At 54.1% G+C, this 18,677-nt stretch carries 15 protein-coding genes and 1 riboswitch; of the genes, 14 read left to right on the top strand and 1 reads right to left on the bottom strand.

Going from position 1 to position 18,677, the window contains the following annotated elements; translation table 11 throughout:
- The first annotated feature begins 177 nt into the window (after positions 1-177).
- Positions 178-1,686 carry a cardiolipin synthase gene (gene cls, locus PGRAT_RS28890; RefSeq protein WP_025708404.1) on the top strand — a complete coding sequence of 503 codons (1,509 nt, stop codon included), beginning with the start codon at positions 178-180 and terminating at the stop codon, positions 1,684-1,686.
- 212 nt (positions 1,687-1,898) lie between these two features.
- Here cls and PGRAT_RS28885 read toward each other — a convergent pair whose 3' ends face one another.
- Positions 1,899-3,443, bottom strand: a complete 1,545-nt coding sequence (locus PGRAT_RS28885; RefSeq protein ID WP_025708405.1) for a phospholipase D family protein — start codon at positions 3,441-3,443, stop codon at positions 1,899-1,901.
- 345 nt (positions 3,444-3,788) lie between these two features.
- Between PGRAT_RS28885 and fni the strand changes: the two genes are divergently transcribed.
- From fni to PGRAT_RS28820, 13 genes are all read left to right on the top strand, one after another.
- Positions 3,789-4,916: a type 2 isopentenyl-diphosphate Delta-isomerase gene (gene fni / locus PGRAT_RS28880; RefSeq protein WP_081954776.1), complete on the top strand. Its 1,128-nt coding sequence runs from the start codon at positions 3,789-3,791 to the stop codon at positions 4,914-4,916.
- Between the two features lie 39 nt (positions 4,917-4,955).
- A complete protein-coding gene (locus tag PGRAT_RS28875) occupies positions 4,956-5,426 on the top strand; it encodes a GNAT family N-acetyltransferase (RefSeq protein WP_238326749.1) in 471 nt (156 codons plus the stop codon).
- Positions 5,427-5,562: 136 nt separating this feature from the next.
- A complete protein-coding gene (ychF, locus tag PGRAT_RS28870) occupies positions 5,563-6,663 on the top strand; it encodes a redox-regulated ATPase YchF (protein WP_025704026.1) in 1,101 nt (366 codons plus the stop codon).
- Between the two features lie 923 nt (positions 6,664-7,586).
- Positions 7,587-8,654: a peptide chain release factor 1 gene (prfA, locus tag PGRAT_RS28865; protein WP_025704027.1), complete on the top strand. Its 1,068-nt coding sequence runs from the start codon at positions 7,587-7,589 to the stop codon at positions 8,652-8,654.
- Between the two features lie 4 nt (positions 8,655-8,658).
- Positions 8,659-9,558 (top strand): peptide chain release factor N(5)-glutamine methyltransferase, encoded by a 900-nt coding sequence (gene prmC, locus PGRAT_RS28860; RefSeq protein WP_425311809.1) that lies wholly within the window; start codon positions 8,659-8,661, stop codon positions 9,556-9,558.
- 501 nt (positions 9,559-10,059) lie between these two features.
- Positions 10,060-11,244 carry an FtsW/RodA/SpoVE family cell cycle protein gene (locus tag PGRAT_RS28855; RefSeq protein ID WP_025704011.1) on the top strand — a complete coding sequence of 395 codons (1,185 nt, stop codon included), beginning with the start codon at positions 10,060-10,062 and terminating at the stop codon, positions 11,242-11,244.
- Between the two features lie 242 nt (positions 11,245-11,486).
- Positions 11,487-12,653 (top strand): FtsW/RodA/SpoVE family cell cycle protein, encoded by a 1,167-nt coding sequence (locus PGRAT_RS28850; RefSeq protein ID WP_025704010.1) that lies wholly within the window; start codon positions 11,487-11,489, stop codon positions 12,651-12,653.
- 93 nt (positions 12,654-12,746) lie between these two features.
- Entirely contained in the window at positions 12,747-13,505 is a 759-nt protein-coding gene (gene spoIIR / locus PGRAT_RS28845; protein ID WP_042267566.1) for a stage II sporulation protein R, read from the top strand.
- 118 nt (positions 13,506-13,623) lie between these two features.
- Positions 13,624-14,880, top strand: a complete 1,257-nt coding sequence (locus PGRAT_RS28840; RefSeq protein ID WP_081954775.1) for an L-threonylcarbamoyladenylate synthase — start codon at positions 13,624-13,626, stop codon at positions 14,878-14,880.
- 164 nt (positions 14,881-15,044) lie between these two features.
- Positions 15,045-15,617, top strand: a complete 573-nt coding sequence (locus PGRAT_RS28835) for a manganese efflux pump MntP (protein ID WP_155990302.1) — start codon at positions 15,045-15,047, stop codon at positions 15,615-15,617.
- 55 nt (positions 15,618-15,672) lie between these two features.
- The gene (locus PGRAT_RS28830) at positions 15,673-16,260 is read left to right on the top strand and encodes a low molecular weight protein arginine phosphatase (RefSeq protein ID WP_025703635.1); all 588 of its coding nucleotides are present in this window, start codon (positions 15,673-15,675) and stop codon (positions 16,258-16,260) included.
- Between the two features lie 50 nt (positions 16,261-16,310).
- A riboswitch (ZMP/ZTP riboswitch) is annotated at positions 16,311-16,393 on the top strand.
- A 192-nt stretch (positions 16,394-16,585) separates the two neighbouring features.
- Positions 16,586-17,239, top strand: a complete 654-nt coding sequence (locus PGRAT_RS28825) for a TIGR01440 family protein (protein WP_081954774.1) — start codon at positions 16,586-16,588, stop codon at positions 17,237-17,239.
- 90 nt (positions 17,240-17,329) lie between these two features.
- The gene (locus PGRAT_RS28820; RefSeq protein ID WP_025709062.1) at positions 17,330-18,580 is read left to right on the top strand and encodes a serine hydroxymethyltransferase; all 1,251 of its coding nucleotides are present in this window, start codon (positions 17,330-17,332) and stop codon (positions 18,578-18,580) included.
- Positions 18,581-18,677: the final 97 nt, after the last annotated feature.

Below are 18,677 nucleotides of genomic sequence, written 5' to 3'. Positions count from 1 at the left end.
ATAGTATAGAACGGAGGCCATTACAAATGTAGCTACGTTGAAGGCGGTCAACAGGTTACATTATTGTTGTAAATTAAGTTTTGCGGCGGATACTAGCTAGGAAGAAATAGATTCTTCATGTAATATATAAATGTGTCATTTTAGTGATGAAAGGCAGAAAGAGAAGGTAGGTTATCTATGAGAAGAGGATTGCAAGCTATAGTCATTATTGCAGCTTTATTGGCATTTTATTACTTTGGCTTCGGCTTGTTGGGCAGCACCGTCGGGACCATTGTCAGTGTTTTTTCTACATTGACTGTCATTTCCATTGGCCTCGGTATTTTTATGGAGAACCGTAATCCCTCCACTACGATGTCATGGATTCTGCTGCTGGCCTTGATTCCGGTGGTGGGACTTATTCTTTATTTCCTGTTCGGACAGAACGTGTTTAAACGGCGCAAATATGATAAAAAAGCTCAACGTGACCAGATGGCCTATGAGCGGATTGAGAATGATGCTCTGCGTATGCATCAGGACTGGTCAATCTTTGACACCACCCGCCAGAAGCTGCTGGGCTTGTCGCAGAGACTGGCACGAACCCCGGTTTCATTCAATTCCGAGACACGCATCCTGACCAATGGTGAGGAAACGTTCGGCACACTTCTGCTGGAGCTGCGTCAGGCGCAGCACCATATCCATATGGAATACTATATTTTCCGGGCTGATCATATCGGGACCCGCATTCAGCAGATTCTGATTGAAAAAGCCCGTGCGGGTGTTACCGTCAGATTTATGTATGACGCGGTGGGAAGCATCCAGCTGTCCCGCGCTTTTCTGAAGGAGTTAAGCGATGCCGGAGTTCAGGTGGCGGCCTACGGTAATTCCACTTCCTTTTTCTCCAGCCGGGTCAACTACCGGAATCACCGCAAAATCGTCGTGATTGACGGAGATGTCGGCTTTATGGGCGGGCTGAATGTCGGCGATGAATATCTCAGCCGCAGCAAGACCTACGGATTCTGGCGGGATACCCATATGCTGCTCCGGGGTGAAGCAGTGCGGACGATGCAGATTATTTTCCTGCAGGACTGGATGCACACGACCGGTGAAAAAATTCTCGAGCAGGATTACCTCTCCCCGCAGCTGCGGTTCACGAATGGCGACGGGGCGGTGCAGATTATCGCCAGCGGACCGGATAACGAGCGCCGTGCGCTGAAGAATATTTTCTTCTCAATGATCACCTCGGCGGAAAAGTCGGTCTGGATCGCTACCCCATACTTTATCCCGGATGAAGATATCTTAACCGCGCTGAGGGTAGCCGCGATGTCCGGGCTGGATGTGCGGCTGCTGTTCCCGGCCAAACCGGATAAATGGCTTCCTTTTCTGGCTTCGCACTCCTATTTCCCGGCGCTGCTGGATTCCGGTGTGAAGATTTATGAGTATGAGAAAGGCTTCATCCACTCCAAGCTGCTGATCACCGACGGTGAAATTGCAACAATAGGCACAGCGAACATGGACATGCGAAGCTTCCATTTGAATTTTGAGGTCAATGCACTGCTGCTGCAGACGGAAAGTGTCTCCCGGATTGTGGCCGACTTTGAACGCGACCTGCTGTCGACCCGTCAGATTGTGCATGAGACGTTTATGAATAAACGGCTGCTGGAGCGGGTGCTGGAATCGGCGGCAAGGCTGATGTCTCCGCTGCTGTAGTAAGACCGGAGCTGTGGGGGCCATACGGCTGCCAATCGTGTATTTAGAGCCCGCTTGACTAGGGGATTTATCAGAAGAGACCGCCGGACCATGCTGCGCATAGCAGTCCGGGGGTCTTTTGCATTGGGGAGGAAGATGTAACTTGTTTTGTTACTGTGGTCACTAGGCCATCCAATAAACCATCCTTGTGAGCCAAACGCGCTTCTTTCACCTTAAAAGGTAGTAAAGCCCAGACTTTTCTGCATCCGGAACAGGATATATTTTATCCAGGTCACATCACTTTGGTAGGCTTCAAACGGCAGGCTGTATTGTGCATCCTTGTTATTCCACAGCCGGTTGAAGTAGCTTTCCATTTCCGCATAAAGCGGCTGATTCTTCGGCACAGCAACCCAGAGATTATTTTCAAGATTATAATCATCCAGATTGCGCGCAGTGAAATTGGTCGAGCCGCCCAGAATGATTGATGGTCCGCTGGCCTTGGCGATGAACATCAGCTTAGCATGGAACTGCTCCTTGCCGGTGTTATACCAGCGGATGGCAATCTTTCCGCCTGTACGCTTATTCAGTTCCATGGCTGCCGGACGGTTGGGAATACCAGTTTTATCCCGCCCGAAGGCGTTTTGGTTCGGGTCCATCAAGAGCCGGATGCCGGCACCGCGTGCGGATGCCTTCACCAGCTCATCCAGAATCCTGTCGTCAGCCAGATAGAACATGCCCATCCATAGTGTATCGCCCTGTCCGGCGGAGCGGATGCCTTGAAGCGCATATTTATAGATCTTGCCCTCGGTTAGATAGCGCATCTCCAGCGGGTTTCCCGACTGTGCGATGTTCTCTTTGGGGAATTCGGGCAGCCTGCTGAGGATCGGACCTGCAGCAGACAGATTGACCGCAGCCTGCTCAGTTTCCAGAATATCCGCGATGATGGGGCCTTGCACTTCCAGTGCGATGTTGGAGTGGTAAGCACTGGCATCATGCACATTGCCCGAAGAGATCAAAGCGGTTTTTTCGCTGACCACCACTTTGCGGTGATTGGCTTTAACATTCAGCAGCTTCAGATAAGAGCGGGCGGTAATGTCCGGTCCGCCGCTAGCCATCAGATTGGGAATCCAACCTTCTCCGGACTGCCCGAACCACTGGATGAAAGTCCGCCACACGGCGGAGTAGACAGGAGTTGAGTCGCGCAGCGGATCTACATCGGTCAGGATTACCTTGATTCCGGCCGCTTTCATTTGTTCCAGGAGCGGATTTGGAGCAGATCCGTAATTCGTATTCACTTCATCTGTGATGAAGACGATCTCCATATCGGGATAGGCCGCCTGCTGCGCGACGAGCTTATCGGCCAGCTCCTGGCTTACCGCAGGAAACTGCTGGTCTTTATGGGTGTAATTATTGAACAGGAACAGATCGATCACCAAAAATTGCCGGGATTCAGCAATTATCTCCAGAATACGGGGCAAAATCTGCTCTTCGTGCTGCTGGGTCCCGCCCGGGACCTGATAGGTAAGATCATGCCAAAAATCAATGCGGTCCGCTGTATAGACAGGACTCTCATAGGAAAGCCCTGCTGGAAGGGGCTTATGGGTCTGGTAGATCATCACCCCGGCCAGCCAGAGCATAAGGAGTCCAATCATCCATATGATCCATTTGCGGCGCCGGTGGTGCGAACGTTTTTTCCGGTGAAACAGAGACAGGTCCTGACCGTTGACATCAGTAGATTTCGTTGTCTCAGGCGGAGCGGTGAAGTGATATGGATTCATGGGTTCCTCCTGAATGTGATGCGGAGTAAACTTGCACTATAAGTATGCTCCGACAGAGTATCCAACTATTTAACACCCGCAGAGGGAAACTGAAGCAGTAGGAATGTCTGATGACGGGACATGGAAATATAACCGTTACTTCCATGTGTTCATCACACCTGGAACAGCAGACACATTGGCCCGTAAATTGCCGGGCGTGGTGGTGGGATGCGGATATGCTATAATGAAGCGTGCCGGCAGGCAATCAATACAATTCCAACTTACAGACCAGATAAGGTTTCAAACCTTTTGATGTGAAAATCTCATGCGGGTAAACATAGATCATTAGGAACGGGGGATGACAGCATGGGCCAGATACCGCAGGATGAGTCACCGCATAAAAAATCAAAGACAACAAGCATAGCCCCGCAAACGGCAAAACCTGCCGGGCATCAGTCCCTGTTGCCTTCCTCCACGACGGGGGAACGCAAGATTGAACATGTAAGGCTGTGCTTGAACGAGGAGGTTGGGGCCAGCGGCATTACAGCTGGCTTTGAGCATTACCGCTTCCGCCATAATGCGCTCCCCGAGCTGAATTACGATGACATTTCCCTGCGGACGGTCTTCCTGGAGCGTGAGCTGCGCACGCCGCTGCTGATCAGCTCGATGACCGGCGGCAGTGCTGCTACCGGCGCGATTAATGCCAGGCTGGCGGAGGCCGCCGAACGCCGGGGCTGGGCGCTCGGGGTAGGCTCCATACGGGCGGCAGTCGAGCGGTCCGAGCTGGCGGCTACTTTCCGGGTCCGCGATAAGGCTCCGGGCATTCCCGTCATCGCCAATATCGGAGCGGTGCAATTGTCTTACGGCTTTGGCGTGGCAGAATGCCGCCGGGCGGTAGAGATCGCGGGTGCGGATTGGCTGGTCCTGCATCTGAACGGGATTCAGGAGGTTTTTCAGCCTGAGGGCAATACCGGGTTTGCTGACTTGTTAACCCGGATCGAGCGCGTGTGCAGAGAGCTGGAAATTCCTGTTGGTGTCAAAGAGGTCGGTTGGGGCATTGATGGAGAAACGGCGTTACGGCTGTACAGTGCCGGGGTAGCCTTTGTCGATGTGGCGGGTGCTGGCGGCACCTCCTGGAGCCAAGTTGAGAAATTCCGCAGCAGTGATCCGGTCCGGCGGGCTGCCGCAGAGGCCTTCGCGGATTGGGGAATTCCCACCGCGGAGTGCATTGCAGAGGTGCGGGCGGCCTCGAAGCGCGGTGCACTGATCGGCAGCGGCGGGCTGCGGCACGGTGTGGATGCCGCGAAGGCATTGGCGCTCGGTGCGGATCTGGCCGGCTTCGGGCGGAATCTGCTGGGTCCGGCTGTAGAATCCGAGGAAGCGCTGGATCAAGCGCTGGCCCAGGTGGAGCTGGAGCTGCGGACTGCGATGTTCGGCATCGGCGCCCCGGATCTGGCGGCGCTCCGCGGGACTCACCGCCTGATAAGACGTTGACATGATTAGAGAATAAGGAATAAGGAAGGGCACAAAACCATGATTAGACTGGTCCAAATGGACGAAACCACATTTCAATTTTTTTTAAGCCAATCCGCCCGGGATTATGCGGAGGACAAAATCAAAGCCGGTTCCTGGGATGTAGAAACGGCCATGCAGCTGTCCCAAGATGAGATGACCCGGTTTTTACCCGAGGGGCTCAACACGGAAGGGGCTTATCTCTATTCCATAGTAGAGACGGAGTCCGATACCCAGGCCGGATATATCTGGTTCAACGTGAGCGAGGGGCGCAACGGGCGTGAAGCATTTATTTATGATTTTTATGTTTTCGAAGCGTTTCAGGGAAAAGGATACGGCAAGCAGACGCTGCTTGCGCTGGATGAGGAAGCCCGCAAACTGAATATAACCCGAATCGGCCTGCATGTGTTCGGCCAGAACAACCGGGCTTTTGAGCTTTACAAAAAAGCGGGTTTTGCCGTCACCGATATCACCATGTCGAAAGAACTCTAGCATAGGCGGCTGTTCAACCCGGCAAAGGCTGGATATCTGCTGTTGCTGGCGGTTTTGTTCTAATATATAATGGTTTAGATCGAGCCTGGAAATTATGCGGTGATCAATCCAACCGAAAATAGGAGTTGTCATATAAATGGCTTTGAAAGCAGGTATTGTAGGACTTCCCAACGTGGGAAAATCCACATTGTTCAATGCAATTACACAGGCGGGAGCAGAATCCGCCAACTATCCTTTTTGCACTATTGACCCGAACGTGGGTGTTGTGGAAGTGCCGGATGAGCGCTTGGATAAGCTGACAGAGCTGGTGCAGCCGAACAAGACGGTTCCGACTGCCTTTGAATTCGTGGATATTGCCGGTCTGGTACGCGGTGCGAGCAAGGGTGAAGGCCTGGGCAACAAGTTCCTGGCCCATATCCGTGAAGTGGATGCGATTGTTCATGTGGTACGCTGCTTCGTGGATGAGAACGTTACCCATGTCGATGGCAAAGTGAACCCGGTCAGTGACATTCAGACGATTAACCTGGAGCTGATTCTTGCCGATCTGGAGAGCCTGGAGAAGCGCATCGAACGTTCCCGCAAAAACATCAAGGGCGGCGATAAGAAATACGCCCAGGAAGTAGAAGTGCTGGAGCGCATCAAGGAAGCTCTGTACGAAGACAAACCCGCGCGCAGCGTAGAATTGACCGATGATGAACGTCTGATTGTGCGCGATCTTCATCTGTTGACCCTGAAGCCAGTGCTGTATGCGGCTAACGTGGGTGAAGATGAAGTGGCGACTGCCGACGAGAACCCTTACGTTCAGCAGGTCCGTGAGTTTGCCGTTGCCGAGAATGCCGAAGTGGTGCCAATCAGTGCCAAGGTGGAAGCAGAGATTGCCGAACTGGAAGGCGAAGACAAAGCGATGTTCCTGGAAGAGCTGGGCCTGCAGGAATCCGGTCTGAACCGTCTGATTAAGGCAGCCTATAGGCTGCTGGGTCTCTACACTTACTTCACTGCAGGTGTGCAGGAGGTTCGTGCTTGGACCATCCGTAAAGGAACCAAAGCACCTGGTGCAGCCGGTGTCATTCATACGGACTTCGAACGCGGCTTCATTCGTGCAGAGGTTGTTGCTTATGCCGATCTGCTGGCAGCCGGTTCGATGAACGGGGCCAAGGAACGCGGACAGCTGCGTCTGGAAGGCAAGGAATATCTGGTGCAGGACGGCGATGTCATGCATTTCCGTTTCAACGTATAGGCCGTATCACCGGCCAAATATGGGTGGAGAGTCATCCAGAGTAGGTATGAAATAGCAGAAGTCATTCAGAGCATGTACGAAATAACAGAAGTCATCCAGAGTAGAGTTTCTACAGGGCTGGATGACTTTTTTTATCGTTTTGGAAATTAAGTAATGCCAAACAATACCTGTTTCCCTGGCGGCTTCAGACACAGAAGACCTGGGTTTGCGAAAAAGTCTGCTTTTCTGGTGTTTCGGACTCAGAAGCCGTTATACTGTTAAGTTGGGGATAAGTAGACGTGAATTCAGCGAATTGGGGTGGACATCAGCCGGATTCGACAGCCTTTTTCTAACCCGGGCTGGCGGAGAAGCAGGTGAACGACCGCTAGTTGGAAAAAGGGAGCTTATTTCCCCTCCAAATCAACAAATGAGGGATTTAGTTGGAAAAAGGGAACTTAATGGGTGAGTTGTACCCATTCGGGAGCGAAATGAGCTAGATTAGTGATCCTTTTTCCAACTTAGGCTGCGGAGATCGGTGTGCTGGGGCCAATTAGTGATCCTTTTTCCACTTGGAATGGCAGCACGATTCATGAAGGGTCTTCCGAAGGGTCTTCCAGACAACGCTAAATTGAAATCCGAGACAGTGACGTTATCTAGTCAAGGGCGGCGTAGCCGTTTTGTTCTATTATCCGATTAAACTTTTGTTCCCCGCTTCCATTTATTTCAGTGCGAACCTCCGTGTTATGAATAACTTTCCTGCCGGATCACATTATAAGGAGTGGAGTTTCACCGGCTCTGCAAAATATACAGAGCTGTGCATAGGGCACTGTAGCCAATCGGCGGGTTCGGTGGTATAATATAAAGTCGTATATCTATTTTTATTGTATCAACAATTTAAAGTTTCCATATTGAATCTGAAATTGAATCAGGAGAGGTGAATTCCCTTGTTGGACCGATTGCAATCCCTGGCGGACCGCTATGAGAAACTCAGTGAACTGCTTTGTGACCCGGATGTTGCAAGCGACAGTAAGAAACTGAGGGACTATTCCAAAGAACAATCCGATTTGCAGCCCGCCTTTGAGGCGTATGCCGAATATAAAAATGTAATGGAAGAGCTTGAAGCCGCTAAGATGATGCAGGGCGAAAAGCTTGATGATGAAATGAAAGAAATGGTCAAGATGGAGATTGAAGACCTCTCCTCGCGCCAGACTGCGCTGGAGGAAAAAATCCGCCTCCTGCTGCTGCCGAAGGACCCTAACGATGACAAAAACGTGATCGTGGAAATCCGCGGTGCAGCCGGTGGGGATGAAGCGGCATTGTTCGCATCAGATCTGTACCGGATGTACACCCGTTATGCAGATACCCAGGGGTGGCGCGTGGAGCTGATGGATGTTAATACGAACGACCTCGGCGGCTTCAAAGAGGTTATCTTCATGATCAACGGGCGCGGCGCGTACAGCAAAATGAAATTCGAAAGCGGCGCACACCGCGTGCAGCGTATCCCGACCACAGAATCCGGAGGACGTATTCATACCTCGACTTCTACCGTATCGGTCATGCCGGAAGCGGAAGAGTTCGAAATTGAAATTCTCGACAAAGATATCCGCGTAGATACCTTCTGCTCCAGCGGAGCGGGCGGACAGTCAGTTAATACGACCAAATCCGCGGTTCGGGTAACTCACGTGCCAACGGGCATCGTGGCCACCTGCCAGGACGGCAAGTCTCAGAACTCCAACAAAGAGAAAGCCCTGCAGGTGCTGCGCGCCCGGATCTCGGACATGAAGCGCCAGGAAGAGGAAGCGAAATATGCCGGAGAACGCAAGAGCAAGGTCGGCACAGGTGACCGCAGTGAGCGTATCCGCACCTATAACTTCCCGCAGAGCCGTGTGACCGACCATCGTATCGGCCTGACGCTGCACCGTCTGGATCAGGTCATGAACGGTGATATTACGGAAATTATCTCGGCCCTGTCGATTGCGGAGCAAGCGGAATTGATGGAAAAAGGAGAATAATGCTTTGAAACACGACTCTTATGTCATGCCTGACGTGCAAAGCATCCGGGAAGCCTTTGCGGAGGCTTCTTCTTTTTTGGACAAATCCGGATGCAATGAGCCGCAGCGTAGCAGCCAGCTTCTGCTGGAGCATGTGCTGGGCTTGTCCGGGGCGGCCTATTATACGGCCCTGGCTGATCCTTTTCCGGCAGAAGCGCGGGCGGCTTGGGAAGCCGGGGTCACCCGCCGGGCGGCCGGTGAGCCGGTGCAGTATATCATCGGCGAGCAGGAATTCTACGGGCGGGTATTTGAGGTAACGCCCGCTGTGCTCATCCCCCGGCCCGAGACGGAGCTGCTCGTCGAGGCGATTCTGAAGTACGGCGCGGAGCTGTGGCCGGACGGCTCGGTTGCGCCCCGTCCGCTGACCGCCGTCGACATCGGCGCCGGCAGCGGTGCGATCTCCGTCACGCTGGCGGCGGAAGCGCCGGCGTGGCGGGTCTGCGCCGGCGACATCTCGCCCGGCGCGCTGGCCGTGGCCGGGCGCAATGCGCAGCGGCACGGCACGGCAGTGGACCTGCGGCTCGGCGATCTGCTCGAGCCGTTTGCGGGGATGGAGACGGATATTCTCGTCTCCAACCCGCCGTATATTCCCGGCGGGGATATCGCCGGGCTGCAGCGCGAAGTGCGCGACCATGAGCCGCGCACCGCGCTGGATGGCGGCGATGACGGGCTGGACCCGTACCGCCGCATGATCGAGCAGCTGCCGCTGCTGCCCGCCCCCCCGCGCCTGGTCGGCTTCGAGCTCGGCCAAGGACAGGCCGAGCAGGTGGCCGGGCTGCTGCGGGCAGCAGGACATTGGAGCGAGATCATCACCATTGACGATCTCGCGGGGATTCCCCGCCATGTGTTGGGCATAGCGCGTTAGAGCAGCGGCATTCCCTGTATGAAGGAAATTCGGGGCATGAGCTCCTGTTTGGGGCATAACTGCTGTCCGGAGCATGAACTTCTGAAACGAAGTGGGATTTCTCCACCTGTCCAGCGGGAGGCACGCCCAAATTGATAGTTAGTGGGAATTTCTCCACTTAATTCGAAAGAAATCAAGGCAAGTTACTCAAAACAGCCGGATTAGTTCTACTTTTTCCCACTAATGATGATGCTGAGGCCGATAACCGCTGATTTAGTTCTACTTTTTCCACCTTTAACTACTAAGTGAGTGAGCATAAGTAAGGCATTCGAGTTACCTATTACCGGATATACTGCGTGCTGCTATGAACTGGACCGGTATGAGCGGACATCCGCGCGGCGGAGCAGAACCGTTTTCGTATGGAATTGTATTTTTGATGCCCCTTCCTTTACAATGAAATTGACGGGACTTCAGCATAGACAGGAATTTCAGAAGACCCAGTACAGAGTAAGGAGACAGAATATGCTTCAGAAGATTAAAAAGATCGACGGCGTCATCGTAATCATTTTACTGCTGTTGATGGTCGTCAGTATTTTTTCCATATACAGCGTCACGCATGGACGGGATAAGCTGGATGGGGCGCATCTGCGGATGATTAAGTTCTATGTGCTGGGCATCATCGCTTTTATAGGATTGACCTTTGTGGATTATCGGCTGCTCGTAAAGTACGCGCTGTACATTTATGTTACGGGAATTGGGATTCTGGTGCTGGTCAGTTTTATCGGCAAGGAGCAGAACGGAGCCCAGGGCTGGATTAAATTCGGAGGCTTCAGTCTGCAGCCAGCGGAGCTGTTCAAGCTGATATTGATTCTGTTCCTGGCAGCCGTACTGGTGCGCAAGCACAAAAACAGGCTGCTGTTCTGGAGTGATGTAGTTCCTTTGGGACTGCTTACCCTGCTGCCGTTCCTGATTGTCATCAGTCAAAATGACCTGGGCAACGCCCTTTCCTATATCGTCATCCTGGTCGGATTGCTGTGGATCGGCAATATCAAGTTTACCCATGCGCTGATTGGACTGCTGGTTATAGGCGGTATCGCAGCGGGGGGGATAATAAGCTACATTCACTACCACGATGAAATCAAAGATTTTCTTACAGACATCGGCCGTTCACACTGGGTGGAGCGGTTTGATCCCTGGCTGGTCCCTGACGAAGCGACGGCCAAGGCGAGCTATCATACCAAAAATGCGAAGCTGGCCATCGCCTCGGGTGGGATGAGCGGCGAAGGATACATGGAGGGCAGCTCCGTGCAGACGGACCGGGTGCCTTACACCTATTCGGATTCCATCTTTGTGCAGATCGCTGAGGAGTTTGGCTTCGTAGGCTCGGCGCTGGTGCTGCTGCTCTACTTTATACTGATTCACCGGATGATTCTGATTGCACTGGAGAGCAAGGATAGGGGAGGGCCTTTCCTGATCGTCGGAATTGTTGCCATGATGCTCTATCAGATATTTGAAAATATCGGCGCATTTATCGGCTTGATGCCGCTGACCGGCATTACACTGCCCTTCATCAGCTATGGGGGAACTTCGCTCATGATTAATATGGCCAGTATCGGCTTGGTTATGAGTGTGCGCCTGCACGGTCAGGAAGTGGAAGAGGATCTGCCGAGTCCATCGGTCTACACCTCCCCGGCCAAGCAGGGATAGTTCAATCACAGTTAACCCGAACCGCTGAGCCCATCTATTGATGGGCCGGCGGTTTTTTGTTGTTAGGCAGCGGGTGTCCAAACCCAGGGATTTTGTGGACAGTTGTAAAAAAATTGTATTTACCCTGTGCCTTGCTTTAAAATGGAAATCAACGGCTTCGCTCTAAATGTTCGCTCTATGTTCGCTCTAAATGCATGCGTAGCGGGCAAGCCTAAATCCGGACATAGTTAGGGGTCTGTTCCATGCTGCAGAGATTCAAAAAGATAGATGGCGTCATCGTCGTTGTGCTGCTTATGCTGATGGCTATCAGTATTTTATCGATATACAGCGTCACCCACGGGCGAAAAGACGATGGATTGCACATCCAGATGATAAAGTGGTACGGGGTGGGCTTCGTTGCCTTTTTTGGGCTGTCCCTGTTTGATTACCGGCTTCTGGTTAAATATGCACACTATATTTATATAATGGGTGTTGGGATACTGGTCGTGGTCAGCTTTGTAGGCAAAGTGAAAAACGGGGCGCGGGGATGGCTTGAAGTCGGAGGGTTAAGCCTTCAGCCGGCGGAGCTGTTCAAGCTGATCCTGATTCTTGCGCTCGCTGCGCTGCTGGTCCGCAAAAACAAAGGTGAGCTTCTGTTCTGGCGTGATGTTGTGCCGCTCAGTCTGGTGGCGCTGCTGCCGTTTGCAATCGTCATTATCCAGAACGATCTGGGCAATGCGCTGAGCTACATGGTCATTCTGGTCGGTCTGCTGTGGATTGGCCGGATGAAATGGTCCCATGCCCTGATCGGTCTGATTATTTTTGGCGGCGCAATATTCGGTTTTATTTACAGCTATATCAACTATCATGAGCAGATGACAAATTTCCTCAGCGAGACCATTGGCCGCAAGCACTTTGTGGCCCGCTTCGACCCCTGGCTGGTCCCGGAGCTGGCCAGCAGCGACGACAGCTATCAGACGCGGAATGCCAAGATAGCCATTGCCTCGGGTGGGCTCAGCGGAGAAGGATATATGAAGGGCGGCTCAGTCCAGTCTGGTAAAATACCGGTGCTGTATACGGATGCGATATTTGCACAGATTGCCGAAGAGTTTGGTTTCGTAGGGGCGGCATTGCTCCTGCTGCTGTTTTTTATTCTGATTCACCGGATGATCATGATCGCTCTGGAATGCCAGGAACGTGCAGGACCTTTTCTGATTATTGGGATTGTGGCGATGCTGCTGTACCAGATTTTTGAGAACATCGGGGCGTATATCGGCCTCATGCCGCTGACCGGCATTACGCTTCCGTTCATTAGTTATGGCGGGACCTCTATCGTGATTAATATGGCCAGTATGGGGATTGCCATGAGTGTGCTGCTGTATGGACGGGATGTGGAGGAAGATCTCCCTGCGCCTGCAGTGTATTTCTGAAGTGAATAAATGAATAGTTTAATAGGTTTGCAGTCTCTCATCCCTGGACATACTAGGGGCATAAGAGTTTTTGAGGGAGAGGGGCTGCTGGAGATGGAACAGTTCAAGGCTGGAAGACAGGATTCCTTGCGGGTAACTTTTAAGTATACTGCCATTTTAATTTGTTTTTTTATGATCCTCATGATGGCCTGGGAAGGGCAAAAAACCGATGCCGCCGTAGCGGAGGTGTCGATTCCGCAGGATTCGATACGGCTGCGCATTCTGGCGAACTCGGATGCGGCGGGTGATCAGCTGGCCAAACGCCAGATCCGCGATAGTATAGTCGAACAGATGAACCAGTGGGTGGCCCAGCTGGAAGATCCGCAGAGTTTGGAGCAGGCCCGGAAATTGATCCGGAGCCATTTGCCGGAACTGAATGCGCTGGTGGCCGGGGAACTGAAAGAGCGGGGGATTGACTATGGCTATACAGTTGAGCTGGGCGTCGTTCCCTTCCCGACCAAAATGTACGGAGGCACTGTCTATCCGGCCGGAGAATATGAAGCGGTACGGGTCACACTGGGTGCAGGACGGGGGCAGAACTGGTGGTGCGTGCTGTTCCCTCCGCTGTGTTTTATCGATGCAGGATCAGGAGATGCGGCAGCGCCTGCCGCGGCCAAGGCCCGAACCGTCCCGGCTGCTGCAGCCGGAGAGAATGCCCAAGTGAACGCGGCGGTGAAGGGAGCGGTTGCCACACCTTCTGATACTACTGCAGCCGATGGGGCAAGCGGGGAAGCGGAAACGCCGAAAGTGAAATTTTTCTTCCTGGAGCTGCTGCAGAATATCTGGAGCTGGATCAGCGGATTGTTCAGCTGAGCTTCTATGAATCTATAACGGGCTATGTTACGATAGAATGTGCATTGAAGCGGATTACCTGCGGCGCCACCTGGTGGGGCCGCTTTTGTTGAAATTTCTATGAAAGCTTGTGATGTGAATGACCAAAGATTCTTCGTTTGCGGTCCAGCGCCGCAGCGGCCAAATAGATTCCACCCGGTACTGGAAGCTGTCATCGGCAGAGGAACCTGGTGTGGACTCCGGACCTTATCCGCAGAGCGAAGCGGACCGGCAAGCCATTGCAGAGGCAGCAGCTCTGCTGCGTGAAGGAAGCACTGTCGCGTTCCCGACGGAGACGGTGTACGGGCTGGGGGCGGATGCCGGCAGCACAGCTGCGGTAGAAGCAGTCTTTGCCGCCAAGGGCCGGCCTTCCGACAATCCGCTCATTGTGCATATTGCCCGGCGGAGCGATCTGGAGGGGTTGGTGACAGAGGTGCACCCTTCTGCGGCGGCGTTGATCGACGCTTTTTGGCCGGGCCCGCTGACCGTCGTGCTGCCTGTCCGGCCCGGTGTACTGTCTCCGCTGGTAACGGCTGGGCTGGACACGGTGGGCGTGCGTATGCCGGACCATCCGCTCGCGCTGGCGCTGATCCGCGCGGCGGGCTGTCCGGTGGCCGCGCCCAGCGCCAACCGCTCCGGGCGGCCGAGTCCTACGCTGGCCGCCCATGTGCTGGAAGACCTCGCCGGATACATCGGCGGGGTGCTTGACGGCGGCGCGGCCGGTGTCGGCCTGGAGTCGACCGTCGTGCAGGTGCAGCCGGACGGGACGGCCCTGGTGCTCCGTCCCGGCGGCATCACCGCCGAGCAGCTCGCGGCGGTGCTCGGTCCCGGAGCCGTCGCTGCGGCTCCGGCTGCTGCCGTGGACGATGCCGCCGGGTCTGGCGGCATGTCCACGGAACCTGCGGAAGCGCCTGCGGCGGCTTCCGCCCAGTCCCCCGGCGCGGCGCAGGCCGCCGGGGACAGCAGCCCGGCGCCGCGCGCGCCGGGCATGAAGTACACGCATTACGCCCCGCGCGGAGCGCTTGGCGTAGTGCGCGGGGCTTCCGCGCGGGGCGTGGCGGAAGCCGCCGCGGGCCTGCTGCAGGCGGCGCAGCGCGCCGGCGAGATTACGGGCCTGCTCCTCTTTGAGGAGCATAAGGCCCTGTATCCCGCCGGGGCGGCCGCCTGCATCGTTTCCCTCGGCTCGCTGGCCTCGCCGGAGGAAGGGGCACGCTCCCTGTATGCCGCGCTGCGGCGCTTCGATGAAGCGGGAGCGACCTATATTCTGGCCGAGGCCTGCCCGGATACCGGCCTCGGTGCCGCAATCATGAACCGGCTGATGAAAGCCTCCGGAGGTACCGTCATCGACGCAGGCTGACCCCGCCAGTCTTCGCTGTCGCACCCCGGGTCTGCTAGAATAATCACCAGTTCGATCTTTAAGCGGGAACTTCTCTGTTCCCTTGCCTTCCATGCCCAGTCATGAATCCACCCTTGTCCGCATATGGTGGTGGTACAAGACTTTCGGACTTTGGGGGTATGGGCATGGACATGGGGGGAGTATATGCTGGCTGGGGCCAGATTGTAACGATTGCCATTATGGCAATCGCACTGGGGATGGATGCTTTTTCACTCGGTGTAGGCATCGGGATGAAGGGCATCCGTCTTTTGCATGTGCTGCAGCTCAGTCTTCTGATTGCTTTTTTTCATGTGCTGATGCCGCTGCTTGGCTTGTTTACGGGGAGCTATGTCGGGCATTTGCTTGGACAAGTTACTACTTATGCCGCCGGAGGGCTGCTTGTGCTGCTGGGTGGACATATGGTGTTCAACTCCTTCCGGGCGGATCATTCCCGCCGTGAGCCTGTCAATCACCGGACATTCTGGGGGATGCTGCTGATTTCGCTCAGTGTGAGTGTAGATTCCTTCTCCGTAGGGGTTTCCTTGGGGATGTTTGTGAATAGCATAGCATTAACCGTGCTTGCTTTTGGAGCCTGCGGCGGTCTGATGTCTATTTCGGGCCTGCTGCTGGGCCGGAGAGTCAGCCGTGGATTAGGCGGTTACGGAGAGGCGCTGGGCGGCGGGATTCTGCTTGCGTTTGGCTTACTGTTCATCTTCTGATACAATAACGGCACAACAAAAATTTAAGTTTATTTTTTTCATGGAGGTGGAAAGTATGCTGCATATTTTATTCGTCTGCACAGGGAATACATGCCGTAGTCCTATGGCAGAGGGGCTTCTCCGGAAACTTGCGAAGGAGCGGGGAATTGACGTGGAAGTGCGGTCTGCAGGCGTCTCCGCCATTTCCGGAACTTCCATGTCCAGACATGCCGCAGCGATTCTGCGGGACGAAGGAATTCATGATCATATCCTGTCCACGCAGCTAAATGCAGAGACAGTAGCCTGGGCGGATCTGGTGCTGACCCTCACAGGGGGACACAAACGCCACTTGCTGCAATATTTCCCTGATGCCGTTGCGAAAACTTATACGCTAAAAGAATACGTCTACGATGAAGAAACCGTGAACGCAGATATCCGTGAGCTGGATAGCCTCTATGCCGATGCCGAGCTTAGCCTTGCGCTGGGTGCAGAGCCGAAATCGGCCGATCTGCAGCGGATCATTGAAATCCGTCAGCGGATTCCAAGCTTTGATATTTCCGATCCCTTCGGAGGTCCGCGGGAAGATTATGAGCTTGCCGCAGCCGAGATCCGTACAGCGCTGTACAGTCTTCTGGATAAGCTGGAGTCCTTACGCCGTTTGTAAAGATGGTTGATTTTTCGCGGCCGTTCCTTTAAGATGAAATAAATATTACCCGGTTCCAGTGTAACTGGCGACAAGTGTGGATCAAACCACGATGGAGCACTGGAATAAACGGCCGGTCGCCTGGGCAAAAGAGCACATCCGCAGCCACCTGCGGACTGCTCTTTTTTGTTTAAAATACAGCATACGGTTAGGCTCATTTTTCCAATGAAATATAAGGATTTGTAGGTGTCGTTTGTAAATCATCCTTATATTTCTCACTGAAACGGTACCGTCCTTAAAAAGGGACCACAAAACCGTTTCTACTTGCTTGAGGGAGGCTTAAGTGATGGATCATATCATGAAACAGGACTCACGGGTGAATCCGGTATCCGGCAATGCAGCCGGGGATGCGGATCAACCGGCAGGAGCGGAGCTGTCTTTAACGGCTGCAACCGCTGCTGTGGTGCGCGAGCTGTCAGAAGCCGGGAAGCTGGGGCCCGGTAAGATTCTGGTTGTTGGGGCAAGTACAAGTGAGGTGGCCGGGGTCCGTATTGGCACCGGCGGCGCGCTTGAGGTGGCACAGCAGCTGTTGGAGGGAATTGTGCAAGTCGCGGAGGAACGGGGATTTCATCCGGTATACCAGTGCTGCGAGCACTTGAACCGTTCGCTGGTTATGGAACGCTCACTGCTGGATAAGCTGGGACTCAGGGAAGTGTCGGCGGTGCCGATACCGGGAGCCGGCGGTTCAATGGCTGCCGCTGCGTACCGCTCGATGGCTGATCCTGTGCTAGCCGAAACGGTGGAGGCACATGCCGGCATCGATATCGGCGAGACGCTGATCGGCATGCATTTGCGCCGGGTAGCCGTCCCTTTTCGGCCAAGCCTGCGCTACATTGGCTCCGCCCGGGTGAATGCGGCCTGGAGCCGACCTCCGCTCATCGGCGGGGAACGTGCGGTATACCGTAATCCGGAGACCAGCGGATCACGGACCTGCGACTAAGGAAACGAAGTTGGTTGACGGAATGCTGCTGATTATAGTTTGTCTTCACACAAGCAACATAAACTAAAGAGCACTAGGGAGGAAATAAGAATCATGGAACAATTGCGTAAGAGTGACCCGGCAGTACTGGAAGCGATGGGACTGGAGCTGAGCCGTCAGCGTGCTAACATTGAGCTTATTGCCTCGGAGAATATCGTCAGCGAAGCTGTAATGGAAGCGATGGGTTCTGTGCTCACGAACAAATATGCCGAAGGGTATCCCGGCAAACGGTATTATGGCGGTTGTGAAGATGTGGATATCGTGGAGAATCTGGCCCGTGACCGTGCCAAGCAGCTCTTCGGTGCCGATCATGCCAATGTGCAGCCGCATTCCGGTGCCCAGGCCAATATGGCGGTTTATCTTGCCGCGCTGAATCCCGGCGACACTGTCCTCGGGATGAACCTGGCACACGGCGGCCATCTGACGCACGGCAGCCCGGTGAATGCCTCCGGATTGCTGTATAATTTTGTGGCGTATGGCGTGCAGGAGGATACGTTCCTGATTGATTATGATGAAGTGCGCAAGGCAGCCTTCAAACACCGTCCAAAATTGATCGTAGCCGGAGCAAGCGCGTATCCACGAACGATTGATTTTGAAGCCCTCGGTTCGATTGCGAATGATGTAGGCGCCTTGTTCATGGTAGATATGGCACATATCGCCGGACTGGTCGCTGCAGGCCTTCATCCGAGCCCCGTGCCGCATGCACATTTTGTTACAACAACCACACACAAAACGCTGCGCGGCCCCCGCGGAGGCATGATTCTCTGCAGACAGCCTTGGGCGGCGGCGATTGACAAGGCCGTATTCCCCGGCTCCCAGGGCGGACCGTTAATGCACGTGATTGCTTCCAAAGCCGTTTCCTTTGGTGAAGCTCTTCAGCCTTCATTCAAAACCTATGCCGAAAATGTGGTGAAGAACGCCAAAGTGCTGGCAGAGACACTGATTGGTGAAGGGGTTAACATTGTATCCGGCGGTACGGACAACCATTTGATGCTGCTCGATACCCGTAACTTGAATATTACAGGCAAGGATGCGGAGAAGGTTCTTGATTCGATCGGTATTACAGTGAACAAGAACGCTATTCCGTTTGATCCAACCAGCCCGTTTGTAACAAGCGGTATCCGTATCGGTACACCTGCAGTCACTTCGCGAGGAATGAACGAGCAGGCGATGGTTACCATCGGCCGCATCATCGCCAGTGTATTGAAGAATCCTAAAGATGAAGGGAAACTCGCCGAGGCTGCCCGTGAAGTAGCCGCACTTACTGAGCAGTATCCGATTTATCCGGGTTTGCAATACTAAGGAAGACAGCTTCAGCCCTGACATCAATAGCCTCTGCAATACCGGAATTTCTGGTATTGCGGAGGCTTTTTTGCGAAGACCAGCCTACTTGTTGCAC

Source organism: Paenibacillus graminis (assembly GCF_000758705.1).
GTDB classification, from domain to species: Bacteria; Bacillota; Bacilli; order Paenibacillales; family Paenibacillaceae; genus Paenibacillus_AQ; species Paenibacillus_AQ graminis.
Note: the sequence above shows the minus strand (reverse complement) of the source record. Positions and strands in the feature narration are given on the sequence as shown.

What these genes read in the sequence shown, in the direction of transcription:
- PGRAT_RS28875 (WP_238326749.1), top strand. Translation starts at nt 4,956, where the DNA reads ATGATTAGACTGGTCCAAATGGACGAAACCACATTTCAATTTTTTTTA.
- spoIIR (WP_042267566.1), top strand. Translation starts at nt 12,747, where the DNA reads ATGGAACAGTTCAAGGCTGGAAGACAGGATTCCTTGCGGGTAACTTTT.
- PGRAT_RS28855 (WP_025704011.1), top strand. Translation starts at nt 10,060, where the DNA reads ATGCTTCAGAAGATTAAAAAGATCGACGGCGTCATCGTAATCATTTTA.
- fni (WP_081954776.1), top strand. Translation starts at nt 3,789, where the DNA reads ATGGGCCAGATACCGCAGGATGAGTCACCGCATAAAAAATCAAAGACA.
- PGRAT_RS28850 (WP_025704010.1), top strand. Translation starts at nt 11,487, where the DNA reads ATGCTGCAGAGATTCAAAAAGATAGATGGCGTCATCGTCGTTGTGCTG.
- PGRAT_RS28830 (WP_025703635.1), top strand. Translation starts at nt 15,673, where the DNA reads ATGCTGCATATTTTATTCGTCTGCACAGGGAATACATGCCGTAGTCCT.
- PGRAT_RS28885 (WP_025708405.1), bottom strand. Translation starts at nt 3,443, where the DNA reads ATGAATCCATATCACTTCACCGCTCCGCCTGAGACAACGAAATCTACT.
- PGRAT_RS28835 (WP_155990302.1), top strand. Translation starts at nt 15,045, where the DNA reads ATGGACATGGGGGGAGTATATGCTGGCTGGGGCCAGATTGTAACGATT.
- ychF (WP_025704026.1), top strand. Translation starts at nt 5,563, where the DNA reads ATGGCTTTGAAAGCAGGTATTGTAGGACTTCCCAACGTGGGAAAATCC.
- PGRAT_RS28840 (WP_081954775.1), top strand. Translation starts at nt 13,624, where the DNA reads ATGACCAAAGATTCTTCGTTTGCGGTCCAGCGCCGCAGCGGCCAAATA.
- PGRAT_RS28825 (WP_081954774.1), top strand. Translation starts at nt 16,586, where the DNA reads ATGGATCATATCATGAAACAGGACTCACGGGTGAATCCGGTATCCGGC.
- cls (WP_025708404.1), top strand. Translation starts at nt 178, where the DNA reads ATGAGAAGAGGATTGCAAGCTATAGTCATTATTGCAGCTTTATTGGCA.